Consider the following 11,952-nt stretch of genomic DNA (forward strand, 5'->3'; position numbering starts at 1 on the left):
GGGGCCGCTTTGCGGCCCCAACATCTCAAGGCTTACGCTTACGCGGCCCACCATTGAAGCTCGGCACCTTGCGCACCGCCTTCACAGCCGGCTCCGGCTCACCACTGTCCATCCAGCGCCCCAGCCCGCGCTTGGCGCTGTTCTCTTTCGGCTTTTTGGGTTTCTTCGGCTTCTTGATCACCTGGCCACTGGCGTCGGTCATCGGCACCCGGTGATCAGGGATGAAATCCGGCTCTTCATGACGTGGCAGGGTCTGCCGGGTAAGCACTTCGATAGCCCCCAGCAACTGCACTTCATCCGCGCACACCAGCGAAATCGCCTCGCCTTTGTTACCCGCCCGCCCGGTACGGCCGATGCGGTGCACGTAATCCTCGGCAACGATCGGCAGGTCGAGGTTGACCACCAGCGGCAGGTCGTCGATATCCAGGCCACGGGCCGCCACGTCGGTTGCCACCAGCACCTGAATCTCGCGGACCTTGAAGCTGTCCAGCGCACGCTGGCGGGTGGCCTGCGGGCGGTCACCGTGGATGCCGTCGGCGTTCACGCCTTCGGCCAGCAAGCGCGCCACCAGTTGGTCGACACCGTTACGGGTCTTGGCAAATACCAGCACCTGCGTCCAGCGTTGCTTGCGCAGCAGGTGGCAGAACAGGTCTTCCTTGCGCTTCTTGTCCACAGGTACCAGCCACTGCTTGACGCTGGTCGCGGTGGCGTTGCGCGGGCTCACTTCGATACTGATCGGGTCGTTCAGGGCCAGCCCGGCCAGCACGCGAATCTGGTCAGAGAACGTGGCGGAAAACAACAGCGTCTGGCGCTTGCGGGGCAGCGCGGCGTACACCGATTGCAGTTCTTCGGCAAAGCCCAGGTCGAGCATGCGGTCGGCTTCGTCCAGCACCAAGGTCTGCACCTGGTTGAACTTGACCGCGTTTTGCCGGAACAGATCGAGCAAGCGGCCCGGGGTGGCCACCAACAGGTCGACGCCACGGCGCAGGCGCATCATCTGCGGGTTGATGCTGACGCCGCCGTACACCGCGTAAGTGCTCAGCGGCAGGTTCTCGGCGTACTCGCGCACGTTGTTGTGCACCTGCTCGGCCAGCTCGCGGGTAGGCACCAGCACCAGCGCGCGGATCGAGTTGCTGGCCACCTTCTCGCCCTCCAGCGCCAGACGCTGCAGCACGGGCAGGGCAAAGCCTGCGGTCTTGCCGGTACCGGTCTGGGCTGCGGCCATCAGGTCGCGGCCGGCCAGCACGGCGGGGATGGCCTTGGCCTGCACCGGGGTCGGGGTGGTGTAGTCCAGCTGCTGCAGGGTGCGCAGCAGCGGTTCGATCAGGCCGAGTTTGGCGAAATTCATGGCAATACCGTCAGGGGGTTCAGCGAAGGCGGCAAGTTTACCGCATCACCCCGGCCTACTTGCAGATTTCGCCTTCCAGCGGCTGCGCAGGCGCAGGTGCCTTGCGCCACTGTGGCAGGCCGATCAGCACCACCGCACCGATAATCACCGCCATGGCCACGCACTCCTCTGCGCCAATCTGTTCGCCGGCAAAGACGATGCCCAGCAGCACGGCAACCGCCGGGTTGACGTAGGCATAGCTGGTGGCCGCCGCCGGGCGTACGTTCTTGAGCAGGTACATGTAGGCGCTGAACGCCAGGATCGAGCCAAAGAACACCAGGTAGGCCAACGCCCCCCAGCCGGCCGCGGTCGGCATCTGCGTCATACGCTCGCCAGACAGCACGCTGCCCAGCAACAGCGCCGCGCCACCCACCAGCATTTCCGCCGCGCTGGCCATCGGCCCCTGGGGCAATGGCAAGGTCTTGCTCCACACCGAGCCGAACGCCCACGACGCCGCCGCGAAAATGATCAGGGCAGCACCCACCGGGCTTGCCTGCAAGTTCGAACCCAGGTTCAGCAGGCCGATACCCACCAGCCCCAGGGCAATCCCCGCCCACTCCAGCCGCGAGTTGCGGTGCCCGAACAACAGGCCGAACAGCAAGGTGAACAAGGGCACTGTCGCCACCGCCAGCGCCGCCACGCCCGATGCCACCCCGGCATGTTCGGCCACGGTCACACCGCCGTTGCCACAGCTGAGCAGCAGAAAGCCGATTGCCCCTGCCGCCCGCCACTGCGCCCAGGTCGGCGCCGGCGCACCGCGCCAGCGCAGAAAACCGTACAGCAGCCCCCCAGCAATCACGAAGCGCACACCAGCCATGAGCATCGGCGGCCAGCTCTCCACGCCAATACGAATGAACAGATAGGTAGAGCCCCAGACCAGGTACAAGGCCAGGAAAGCACCAATGAGCAGCAACGGGAAGCGACGGGCGGCAGGCATGGGAAAAACTCGAAATCCGTTTACGGGTGATTCAGTTTAACGGCCTGCCTGGGTGAAGTTACGTTACAGAACGGGCTCAAATGAGCGGCACACTTTTGGTGCGCACAGCTTGGACGGTGGCCTTAGCGGAACTTGGCCAGGGTTTCACGTACCTTTGCGGCAGGCACTTTCTGCAGACGGCAAAGCAGGCCATGGGACAGTTGCTGAATACCATGGGCCTGGCGCAGTTCGCCTACCAGGTGCTGCAGCAGGTTGGCGGCCATCTCGGCATCGGCCATGGCCCGGTGCGCGGTACCGGTGTCCGGCAGGCCGGCCCAGCGGGTCAGGGTGCCCAGCTTGTGGTTCGGTGCCATCGGCAGCAGGCGCCGCGACAACAGCAGGGAGCAGGCGAACGACTGGCTGCGGCTACGGCCGATGCGACTCAGTTCGTAGTCCCAGAACTTCTGGTCGAACGCCGCGTTGTGTGCCAGCAGCGGGGTGTCGCCGACAAACTCGGCCACTTCGTTCATAACCTTGTCCACCGGTGGTGCGCTGCGCAGCATGGCGGTGGTAATCCCGGTCAGCCCGGCGACGAAGGCCGGTACCGGCACGCCAGCGTTCATCAGGCTCTGGTAGCGCTCGACGATACGCCCGCCTTCCAGCATCACCACTGCCACTTCGGTGGCGCGGCAGCCGGCGCCAGGGCTGATGCCGGTAGTTTCAAAGTCGATGACAGCAATACGTTCCATGAAGGGGCCTCAATGTTTGAGCAACAGCTTACCCTCGATGGGCACATAACGGGTGGCCGCACGGATCAGCGACAATGCGGTAAGCCCAGGCACGCCATACACCACGGCCTCTGTACCGTGGCGCTGGATCACCCGTTCCAGCAGCAGGTCGAAGTCGCCATCGCCAGAGGCCAGCACCACCTGGTCGACCCGGCTGGCCGCATCGATCACATCCAGGGTAATACCCACATCCCAGTCCCCTTTGGCCGAGCCATCGCTGCGCTGGATGAAAGGCTTGAGGCGCACATCGAAACCAAGGTTGCGCAAAATCTGCTGGAACTGCTGTTGCTTGCTGTCGCCACGGTCGATGGCATAGGCCACCGCTTCGACAATTTCGCCTTCACGGCTGACGTCGGCCCACAACGCGGTGTAGTTGAAATGGCACCCGTGGGCCTGGCGCACGGTGTAGTAGAGGTTCTGCACATCGGCGAACAGCGCGATCTTTTTCACCTGGGAACCTCATGTCTGGCCCGCGAAGGGGCGCAAAGCGCCCCCAAAATTGCCAGCAGTATGCCAGACCTGTCACACGTACGAATCGTCGTCCGAGAAGAACCCGCCATCGTCGCTGCCGTAATCGGTGTCGGCATAACCGCCCTGGTCACTGCCCCAACCACCGTTGTCAGCCACTTGCTGCTGCCCGCCCTGATCGTTCCAGCCACCGCTGTCGCTGGCCGGTGCTGGCTCTTCCTTGATTACCTCGACCACTTCCTCGGGCTGTGAATTGTGGTTGAACAGGCTGCTGATGCCCTGGGCCAGCAACACACCACCGGCCACACCGGCTGCGGTCTGCATGGCCCCACCGAGGAAGCTGCTGGCACCGCCGCGCGCCGGCGCAGCGCCAAAGCCTGGCTGCTGCGGTTGCGGCTGAGCCTGGGAGAAGCCCGGTGCCGACGGCTCGCGCCAGCCACCACCGGATGCTGCAGGCGGCGCCGAAGGGCGCTGAGGCTGCACAGCCGGCGCCGCATTGCGCCCGCCCGAGCCAAAGATGCTGGACAAGAAACCACCGCCGCCGCTGCCCGGTGCGCCGTTGCCAGCCTGTGCCGCCTCGGCCTGGGCGCGGGCCTGCTTCAACTCGGCCTCCAGCTGCTTGTTCTGTTCGTCGAGGCGCTTGATTGCCGCCTCCTGCACCAAAATCGCCTGGGCCATGTAGTAAGGCGCCGCCGGCTGCTGGCGCAGGTGTTGCTCGATGCACGCCTGGGCCTGCGCGTCACGCGGCTGGCTTGGGTCTTCGGCTTGCTTGATGCGGCCGAACAGGCCGTCGATCAGGGTTTGTTCTTCAGTGTTCATGGGGCGACCTCGTGGGGTAGCAGGACAACGGACAGCGTCAAAGATGGGGTGTAGCGGCACGGGATTCAATCACTGGCGCCGTGAAACTTTTTTCAGCAAGTGACAGCCCCACGCCCGCTTTGGGCTAAAGTTATGCCCCTGATTTTACTGCCATGCGATGTTGACTGATGAATCCGCTGAGCGTTCTGCGCGACTCCCTGTACTTCTTCCGCCGCCACCTGCCGAACATCCTCCAGCTGTGCCTGCCGTTGGTGGTGCTGGAGGCCTTGCTCACCCAGCTGCTGTACCGGCAGATGGGCGACCAGGCATCGCCGGCCTACGGCATGCTGGTCAGCCTGCTGTTCTACCCGCTGTACAGCGCGGCACTGATTCTTTACCTGCACACGCGCAGCAACGGCCAGGACATCGGCAAGCGCGACCTGTTCGCCCGCGCCCTGCAGCTATGGCCGCAACTGGCCCTGCTGATCCTGATCAGTTCGCTGCTGATCATGGCCGGCCTGGCGCTGTTCATCTTCCCGGGCGTGTGGATCATGATCAACCTGGTGTTCGCCGAGTACCTGCTGGTGCTGCGCGGCCTGCCGGTGGTGCAGGCAATGCGCGAAAGCGCACGCATGACCACCGGGCACTTCATGCGCATCATGATTTGCGTGGTGGCCGTGCTGGCACCGATCTGGCTGATCGACGGGCTGTTGCTGATGGCCTTCCCCGAGCCATCGCCGGGCATGGAGCTGGCCATGGACAGCCTCAGCGGCTTCCTGCAGTTGTTCAGCACCGTGGTGCTGTACCGCCTGTTCATGCTGCTGGAGGGCGAAGCCGGGGCGTGATGCCCAGGCCCGCGTTTCGGCCAGGCAGCACCGTAATCAGGTACCCCGAGGCTTGGCCCGCGCCGTAGCTTCGGCCACCAGAGGGTCGTCCGGCCAGTAATGCTTGGGGTACCGCCCTTTCAGGTCTTTCTTCACTTCGGCATAGGTCGTGCGCCAGAAGTTGGCCAGGTCCTGGGTCACCTGCACCGGTCGGCGTGCCGGCGACAGCAGGTGCAACTTGACCTGCTGCCGGCCATTGGCGATGCGCGGGGTATCGGCCAGGCCGAACAGTTCTTGCAGGCGCACGGCGAGAATCGGCGGGGTTTCGCTGTAGTCCAGGCGGATATTCGAGCCGGACGGCACGGCCAGGTGCGCGGGGGCCTGTTCTTCCAGGCGTTGCGGCAGCGGCCAGGGCAGCAGGTTGCGCAGCAGCGACGGCAGGTCCAGCGCGCTGAAGTGGCTGAGCCGGGACACTTTGCCAAGGTAGGGCTGCAACCAGTCTTCCAGGCTGGCGAGCAGCGCCTCGTCACCCAGGTCGGGCCATTCGCTTTGCCCGTCCCTGTCCAGGTCCAGCTGGCGCAACAGTGCCACCCGCGCCTGCCACTGGCGCAGTTCCGGGGTCCATGTCAGCAGGTTCAGGCCTTTGCGCCGTACCAGGCCAAGCAGCGCCTTGGCCCGCGCTTCGTCAGTCAGGCCCGCCAGTGGTTCACGGCTTAGTATCAGCTCACCGACTTTGGTTTGCCGCTCGGCACGCAGCACCTGCTCACGCTCGTCCCAGTCGAGTAGATCGACACGCTCGACCTGCTCGGCCAGCACATCATCAAGCAGCGCCGGGTCAAATTCTGCGGCAAGGTAGATGCGCTCTTCGCGCTGGCCCTGGCGGCTGCCCAGGTCGGCGATCACCAACCACGGGTGCTTCATCAACGCATCGACCTCGCCGAACAAGGCAGCACGGCCGTTGGCCAGGCGATACTCGGCGCCCCCTGCACGCCGCTGCTGCGCGACCCGGTCGGGATAGGCCAGCGCCAGCAAGGCGCCAAGCCAGCGCGGATGATCGGGGTCGGCGACGGCGGCCCCGGCCTTGCCGCGCAACAGGCCACGGTACTGACGCGCAAGCTGCCGGGCGCGCTGCACGCCACCCTGGCCGCCACGGCTGGCCTTGCTCTCGCCGCTGACCAGGGCCAGCCGGCTGTGCAGGTCGGCACCGCCGCCACGCTGGATATCCCGCTCACCGAGCAACGCCGCCACATCACAGGCCATGGCGGCCAAACCCAGGCTCTGCCCCCGCAGCAACAAATGGGCGATACGGGGGTGGGCCGGCAGCTCGGCCATGGCCTGGCCGTGGTCGCTGAGGTTGTCGCGGCTGCCCGGTTTGAATGCCCCCAGGCGCGCCAGCAGGTCCTGAGCCTGGGTAAACGCTGCGCTGGGCGGCTGGTCGAGCCAGCTCAACTGATGGGGGGCGACGCCCCAGCGCGCCAGTTGCAGGGCCAGGCCTGCCAGGTCGGCCTGGAGGATTTCGGCGCTGCCATGGGCAGCCAGTTGGTCATGCTGGGCTTCGGACCACAGCCGGTAGCACACGCCCGGCTCCAGGCGGCCGGCACGGCCGGCACGCTGGGTGGCGCTGGCGCGGGAGATACGCTGTGTATCCAGCCTGGTCATGCCACTGCCAGGGTCAAAACGCGGCACCCGGGCCAGGCCCGCGTCGATCACGACGCGCACGCCGTCGATGGTCAGGCTGGTTTCGGCAATGTTGGTGGCCAGCACCACCTTGCGCTGGCCCTTGGGCGCCGGGTCGATGGCTGCACGCTGGGCATTGAGGTCAAGTTCGCCATGCAGCGGGCACAGCAGAATCTCCGGCCGCTCGCCCAGTGCTTCCTGCAGGCTCTGATGCACCCGGCGGATTTCGGCCTGGCCCGGCAAGAACACCAGCACGCTGCCCGTCTGGTCGGCCAGCGCCTGCAGCACGCTGTCCACGACCCGTGGCTCGATGAACTCGCCCGGCTGGAAGGGCCGCCCCCAGCGGATGTCCACCGGGTGCATGCGGCCCTCACTGCTGACCACCGGGGCGTCGTCCAGCAGCCGTGACAGGCGCTCGCCTTCCAGGGTTGCCGACATCAGCATGATCTTCAGCGGTGGGTCGTCACGCAGCAACGCGCGGCCGTTGAGGCTCAGCGCCAGGGCCAGGTCGGCATCCAGGCTGCGTTCGTGGAATTCGTCAAAGATCAGCAGGCCCACGCCTTCCAGCGCCGGGTCGGCTTGCAGGCGGCGGGTAAGAATGCCTTCGGTCACCACCTCGATACGGGTTTTCGGCCCGACCTTGCTGTCCAGGCGGATGCGGTATCCCACCGTTTCACCCACCTGCTCGCCCAGTTCACTGGCCAGCCGTTCGGCTGCCGCACGCGCCGCCAGGCGCCGCGGTTCGAGCATGAGGATGGTCTGCCCGGCAAGCCACGGCTCGTTCAGCAGCGCCAGCGGCACGCGGGTGGTCTTGCCGGCGCCGGGTGGCGCTTCGAGCACAGCTTCGTCACGTTTTTCCAGGGCATGGCGCAAAGCAGGCAAGACGGCATCGATCGGTAATGAAATCATGGTGGTCCTCGAACAATCTGGCGAGTATAACGGCGAACCCAGCCTGCTCTATCATGGTCTTAAGCTTCAGGCGCAGGCGCTTCGCTTGCCCTGCTGAATACCTTCTCGGAGATTTACATGCGCATCCCATCCCGCGTCATCGGCGGCGCCCTCATCGCCACCTTGCTGACCCAGCTGACGGCCTGCGGTACCATTTTCTACCCGGACCGGCGCGGCCAGATCGGCGGCAAGATCGACCCCGTGGTAGCCGCAATGGACGCCATCGGCATTCTGTTCTACGTCATCCCGGGGCTGATTGCCTTCGGCATCGACTTCGCCACTGGCGCCATCTACTACCCGGGTGGCCGCACCGCCCAGGTCGACCCGGCCAAGCTGCAAGAAGCGGTCAGCCCCGACGGCAAGGTCGACAACCTGAAGTTGCAGGCCATTCTCGAAAGCGAACTGGGCCAGCGCCTGCCGCTGAACGACCCTCGGCTGATCCAGCACCGCGGCAGCGTCGAACAGCTGGCCAGCCTGGGCTTGGTGCCGGCAGCCTGAACCCCACGCACGGACGTTGACCACGGATGATCACCCCAGCCGAACACCAGCGCCTGCTACGCCTGGCCACCCGCGCCTCACTGGCGGTGGCCAGTATCCTGGTGCTGAGCAAGGCGCTGGCCTGGTGGCTGAGCGGCTCGATCAGCCTGCTGGCCGGGTTGACCGACTCGGCACTGGATGCTGTCGCCTCGTTTATCAATCTGCTCGCGGTGCACTACGCCTTGCGCCCGGCCGACGACGACCACCGTTTTGGCCATGGCAAGGCCGAAGCCTTGGCCGGTATGGCGCAAGCGCTGTTCATCGGCGTCAGTGCGGTGCTGATTGGCGTACAGGCGGCCGAACGCCTGCACACGCCGCAACCCTTGGGCGATACCGGCGTCGGCATTGCAGTGATGCTGCTGTCGCTGGGGCTGACCTTTGCCTTGCTGGCACTGCAACGCAAGGTCGTTCGCCTGACCGGCTCCACCGCAGTGCGGGCCGACTCCCTGCATTACCGCTCGGACCTGCTGTTGAACAGCAGCATTCTGCTGGCCCTGTTGCTGGCACGCTTTGGCTGGCCACAACTGGATGCACTGTTCGGCCTGGGCATTGCCTGCTACATCCTCTGGAGCGCGTTGCAGATTGCCCGCGAGAGTACGGCAATCCTGATGGACAAGGAGCTGCCCGGTGATGTTGGCGAGGACATGACCACACTGGTTTTGGCCATACCCGGGGTGAAAGGTGTGCATGACCTGCGTACGCGGGTGTCGGGCAACCAGTGGTTCGTGCAGCTGCACCTGGAGCTGCCGGGGCAGTTGCCGCTGCATGATGCGCATGGTTTGTGCGTGGAGGCCTCGCGGGTGATCCGCCAGCGTTATCCACTGGCGGATGTGATGGTGCACGCCGACCCTGTTTGAATCTGCAAGGGTCCTATCGCCGGCAAGCCAGCTCCCACAGGGCCTGCACTGGCCTGGAGGCATGCGCAATACCCATGGGAGCTGGCTTGCCGGCGACAGGGCCGGGACAGACAGCACATCTGGCTTAGTTGATGCTGTAACCCCGGCCACTGAAGCAGGCACCCAGCGCCCGGCGATAGGTGTCGAGCACATTGGCCGCCGGTGCGTAGGTCGCCGTCGCCGGGTCGAACCCCGACTGGCTCACCGCCCAGCGATGGCACTGGTAGCGGTCCTGCTCCTGCTGCTGTTGCCCCTGCCCGTTCATCGGGTAAGCCACCACGTCATACCCGCCGGTTGCCGGCGCCACCGGTACGGGGGCCGGGGCGGCGACAGGTGGGTTGACCACCACATACTCCCGGCTGTCAGCCAGGTACTGGTAATAGGTGTCGGCCACCAGGAAGAACATCGCCCCACCCAGCCAGACCTCCTGCGCATAGGGCGGCAGGTAATTGACCCGCACGCCGTAAGGCGGGGTCACGACGATGTAACTGCCACCATGGGGGCGATACCAGTAGCCACCGGAGTAGAAGTAGTCCGCCCCCCGGTAAGGCACTTTCCAGTAGCGGTCGGGGAAATGATCGACAGTGTGACCCGGTCGATACTGCGGCCCAGGCCCCCAGCCATTGCCGTGGCCATCCGGGCGCCCCTGCCAGTCGCCACCGGGACGTTGCCCTGGGCCGCCAGCTTCCCATTGATGGTTATCGCCGTGGCGCCGGGGAATGTCCTGGTAATAGCCCTCCCTTGGCGGCTGGGTCTGGCGCACTTCGTCGCGCGAGTTCAATGAGCGGCCAGGCGTGCCTTCTGCCTGCCCCTGCTGGCCTCGTTCGCCATGCCCCTCGGCCGGCCCTTCGGCCAAGGCCCCCAGGCTGATGCTCAAACCCAGCAAACCAACACCTGCCAACTGCCAGATGCGCGACTTCATGGTGTTCCTCACGGTAGAAAATACGGCAACTAGAGCCAGTCTACCGTGACGGCACCACAGGCCAATTAAATTTCCAGACAGAAAAAAGGGAGGCCACAGGGCCTCCCTTCTGAAATTGTCGTCCGTGCTCGGCACTTGTGGCGCCGGCTCACCTCACACCGTCTTCTGGAGGGTGTGTAGCCCGGGGGCCGAGTGCATCCTGTTGGATGGCTGGCCGCGACCGCCCGCCTAGGGCGCGTCGCTGTGGACTGATGTCCGGGCAGTGATTCTGTGGATAAAGATACCGGACAGGTTGCGGCAGAGGATTGCGAAGATTGCTCAGATAAATAGCACTTGCGCAATTTTTCACCCTGGATTGATAATTCGCCGCAATACGAACAGAAAAGGGCAAATGCCATGAGCAAACTTGACCGCTACGACCTGAGCATCCTCGCCGAATTGCAGCGCGATGCGCGCATTTCCAACCAGGAACTGGCCGAACGCATAGGCCTGTCGCCTTCGCCATGCTCGCGTCGGGTCAAGCAACTGGAGGACGACGGCTACATCTCGCGCCAGGTAGCGCTGCTCGACCGCAAGAAGCTGGGCCTGAGCCTCACCGCCTACGTGCTGATCGGCATGGACCGCCACACCCCGGAGCGCTTCGAAACCTTCGAGGCGGCCATCCGCATCCTGCCGCAGGTGCTTGAATGCAGCCTGGTCACCGGGATGGATGCCGACTACCAGCTCAAAGTGGTGGTGCCGGACATGGACCATTACCAGAAACTGCTTCTAGGCAGCCTGACCCGTATCGAAGGCGTCACCAGCGTGCGTTCAAGCTTCGTGCTCAACCAGGTGTTGGCCAGCACCGAGCTGCCATTGACCCACCTGCGTTAAATGCCCACGGTAGCCGGCGTATAATCGGCTGTTAAGCCTGCCTGGAGAACACAGATGGATCCCGCCGTATTCGAAGAGTGGATGATGATCATCCTGGTTACCGTATTGATCGGTTTCATGGGCTTCATCGTCTGGGACCTGGCGAAAAAGTCCAAGGCAGGCAAGTTCGGGACGTTGATCCTGTTCTTCGTGCTGGGGCTGGGGGTGCTGGCCTTTATCATCAAGAGCGTGGTGGTGGGGTTTCTCGAAGGCGTTTAAGGCTCAGGAATGGCGGGAGCGCTGCAACTTCGCCGGCACTTCGCGCCAGCACCCCTGCTCCAGCCCATCCAGCGCCCAGTCACCAATCCGCACCCGCACCAAACGCAAGGTCGGCAGCCCCACTGCCGCCGTCATCCGCCGTACCTGCCGGTTACGCCCCTCGCGAATCACCAGTTCCAGCCAGCTGGTCGGCACGCTCTTGCGAAAGCGTACCGGGGGGTTGCGTGGCCACAAGTCGGGTTCTTCCAGCCGCCGCGCCTCGGCCGGTAAAGTCGGCCCATCGTTCAGCTCCACGCCATCGCGCAAGCGCTGCAACTGCTCGTCGCTCGGTTCCCCCTCCACCTGTACCCAGTAAGTCTTGGCCAGCTTGTGCTTGGGGTCGGCAATACGCGCCTGCAGCCCGCCATCGTTGGTCAGCAACAGCAGGCCTTCGCTGTCGCGGTCCAGCCGCCCGGCAGGGTACACGCCCGCGATGTCGATGAAGTCCTTGAGGGTCGCGCGCCCTTCGCCGTCGCTGAACTGGGTCAGCACGTCGAACGGTTTGTTGAACAGGATCAGGCGCGGCTCGGCCGGTGGCGCCTTGGGCTGGCGACGCGGGCCGGCGGCAGGCCGCGCCTGGGGGCGGCGCGGCTTGTTACGGGGTGGCAGTGACATGGATCC

General features: G+C 65.0%; 13 protein-coding genes. 5 read left to right on the forward strand and 8 right to left on the reverse strand.

The window, feature by feature from the left end:
* Positions 1-25: 25 nt before the first annotated feature.
* From SB765_RS20905 to SB765_RS20925, 5 genes are all read right to left on the reverse strand, one after another.
* Positions 26-1,348, reverse strand: a complete 1,323-nt coding sequence (locus SB765_RS20905; protein ID WP_410931848.1) for a DEAD/DEAH box helicase — start codon at positions 1,346-1,348, stop codon at positions 26-28.
* A gap of 55 nt (positions 1,349-1,403) precedes the next feature.
* Positions 1,404-2,324 carry a drug/metabolite exporter YedA gene (yedA, locus tag SB765_RS20910; protein ID WP_341796847.1) on the reverse strand — a complete coding sequence of 307 codons (921 nt, stop codon included), beginning with the start codon at positions 2,322-2,324 and terminating at the stop codon, positions 1,404-1,406.
* Between the two features lie 122 nt (positions 2,325-2,446).
* Positions 2,447-3,052, reverse strand: coding sequence for a PolC-type DNA polymerase III (locus SB765_RS20915; RefSeq protein ID WP_049275210.1), 606 nt, complete (start codon positions 3,050-3,052; stop codon positions 2,447-2,449).
* A 9-nt stretch (positions 3,053-3,061) separates the two neighbouring features.
* Complete coding sequence (locus tag SB765_RS20920) at positions 3,062-3,541, reverse strand: NYN domain-containing protein (protein WP_016501691.1); 480 nt, start codon at positions 3,539-3,541, stop codon at positions 3,062-3,064.
* A gap of 72 nt (positions 3,542-3,613) precedes the next feature.
* A complete protein-coding gene (locus tag SB765_RS20925; protein ID WP_341796849.1) occupies positions 3,614-4,378 on the reverse strand; it encodes a DUF2076 domain-containing protein in 765 nt (254 codons plus the stop codon).
* 167 nt (positions 4,379-4,545) lie between these two features.
* On the opposite strand from SB765_RS20925, the gene SB765_RS20930 reads away from it, so the two are divergent.
* Complete coding sequence (locus SB765_RS20930) at positions 4,546-5,202, forward strand: YciC family protein (protein WP_341796850.1); 657 nt, start codon at positions 4,546-4,548, stop codon at positions 5,200-5,202.
* A gap of 36 nt (positions 5,203-5,238) precedes the next feature.
* Here SB765_RS20930 and hrpB read toward each other — a convergent pair whose 3' ends face one another.
* A complete protein-coding gene (hrpB, locus tag SB765_RS20935; protein WP_341796851.1) occupies positions 5,239-7,767 on the reverse strand; it encodes an ATP-dependent helicase HrpB in 2,529 nt (842 codons plus the stop codon).
* Between the two features lie 117 nt (positions 7,768-7,884).
* Between hrpB and SB765_RS20940 the strand changes: the two genes are divergently transcribed.
* Both SB765_RS20940 and SB765_RS20945 read left to right on the forward strand, forming a co-directional pair.
* Positions 7,885-8,304 (forward strand): hypothetical protein, encoded by a 420-nt coding sequence (locus SB765_RS20940; RefSeq protein WP_016489328.1) that lies wholly within the window; start codon positions 7,885-7,887, stop codon positions 8,302-8,304.
* A gap of 26 nt (positions 8,305-8,330) precedes the next feature.
* A complete protein-coding gene (locus tag SB765_RS20945; protein ID WP_341796852.1) occupies positions 8,331-9,200 on the forward strand; it encodes a cation diffusion facilitator family transporter in 870 nt (289 codons plus the stop codon).
* A 124-nt stretch (positions 9,201-9,324) separates the two neighbouring features.
* Here SB765_RS20945 and SB765_RS20950 read toward each other — a convergent pair whose 3' ends face one another.
* Positions 9,325-10,161, reverse strand: a complete 837-nt coding sequence (locus SB765_RS20950; RefSeq protein ID WP_410931849.1) for a DUF6515 family protein — start codon at positions 10,159-10,161, stop codon at positions 9,325-9,327.
* Positions 10,162-10,557: 396 nt separating this feature from the next.
* On the opposite strand from SB765_RS20950, the gene SB765_RS20955 reads away from it, so the two are divergent.
* On the forward strand, positions 10,558-11,034 hold the full coding sequence (locus tag SB765_RS20955; RefSeq protein WP_016501780.1) for an Lrp/AsnC family transcriptional regulator: 477 nt from the start codon (positions 10,558-10,560) through the stop codon (positions 11,032-11,034).
* A 54-nt stretch (positions 11,035-11,088) separates the two neighbouring features.
* A complete protein-coding gene (locus tag SB765_RS20960) occupies positions 11,089-11,292 on the forward strand; it encodes a DUF2788 domain-containing protein (protein WP_003249787.1) in 204 nt (67 codons plus the stop codon).
* 3 nt (positions 11,293-11,295) lie between these two features.
* Here the strand turns inward: SB765_RS20960 and SB765_RS20965 are convergent, their stop codons facing one another.
* Entirely contained in the window at positions 11,296-11,946 is a 651-nt protein-coding gene (locus SB765_RS20965) for a pseudouridine synthase (protein ID WP_341796854.1), read from the reverse strand.
* Positions 11,947-11,952: the final 6 nt, after the last annotated feature.

This window comes from Pseudomonas sp. SIMBA_067, assembly GCF_046534675.1.
Taxonomy (GTDB): domain Bacteria; phylum Pseudomonadota; class Gammaproteobacteria; order Pseudomonadales; family Pseudomonadaceae; genus Aquipseudomonas; species Aquipseudomonas putida.

Coding starts and splice junctions, on each gene's coding strand:
- SB765_RS20905 (WP_410931848.1), bottom strand. CDS start 1,348: ATGAATTTCGCCAAACTCGGCCTGATCGAACCGCTGCTGCGCACCCTG.
- yedA (WP_341796847.1), bottom strand. CDS start 2,324: ATGCCTGCCGCCCGTCGCTTCCCGTTGCTGCTCATTGGTGCTTTCCTG.
- SB765_RS20915 (WP_049275210.1), bottom strand. CDS start 3,052: ATGGAACGTATTGCTGTCATCGACTTTGAAACTACCGGCATCAGCCCT.
- SB765_RS20925 (WP_341796849.1), bottom strand. CDS start 4,378: ATGAACACTGAAGAACAAACCCTGATCGACGGCCTGTTCGGCCGCATC.
- SB765_RS20930 (WP_341796850.1), top strand. CDS start 4,546: ATGAATCCGCTGAGCGTTCTGCGCGACTCCCTGTACTTCTTCCGCCGC.
- hrpB (WP_341796851.1), bottom strand. CDS start 7,767: ATGATTTCATTACCGATCGATGCCGTCTTGCCTGCTTTGCGCCATGCC.
- SB765_RS20940 (WP_016489328.1), top strand. CDS start 7,885: ATGCGCATCCCATCCCGCGTCATCGGCGGCGCCCTCATCGCCACCTTG.
- SB765_RS20945 (WP_341796852.1), top strand. CDS start 8,331: ATGATCACCCCAGCCGAACACCAGCGCCTGCTACGCCTGGCCACCCGC.
- SB765_RS20950 (WP_410931849.1), bottom strand. CDS start 10,161: ATGAAGTCGCGCATCTGGCAGTTGGCAGGTGTTGGTTTGCTGGGTTTG.
- SB765_RS20955 (WP_016501780.1), top strand. CDS start 10,558: ATGAGCAAACTTGACCGCTACGACCTGAGCATCCTCGCCGAATTGCAG.
- SB765_RS20960 (WP_003249787.1), top strand. CDS start 11,089: ATGGATCCCGCCGTATTCGAAGAGTGGATGATGATCATCCTGGTTACC.
- SB765_RS20965 (WP_341796854.1), bottom strand. CDS start 11,946: ATGTCACTGCCACCCCGTAACAAGCCGCGCCGCCCCCAGGCGCGGCCT.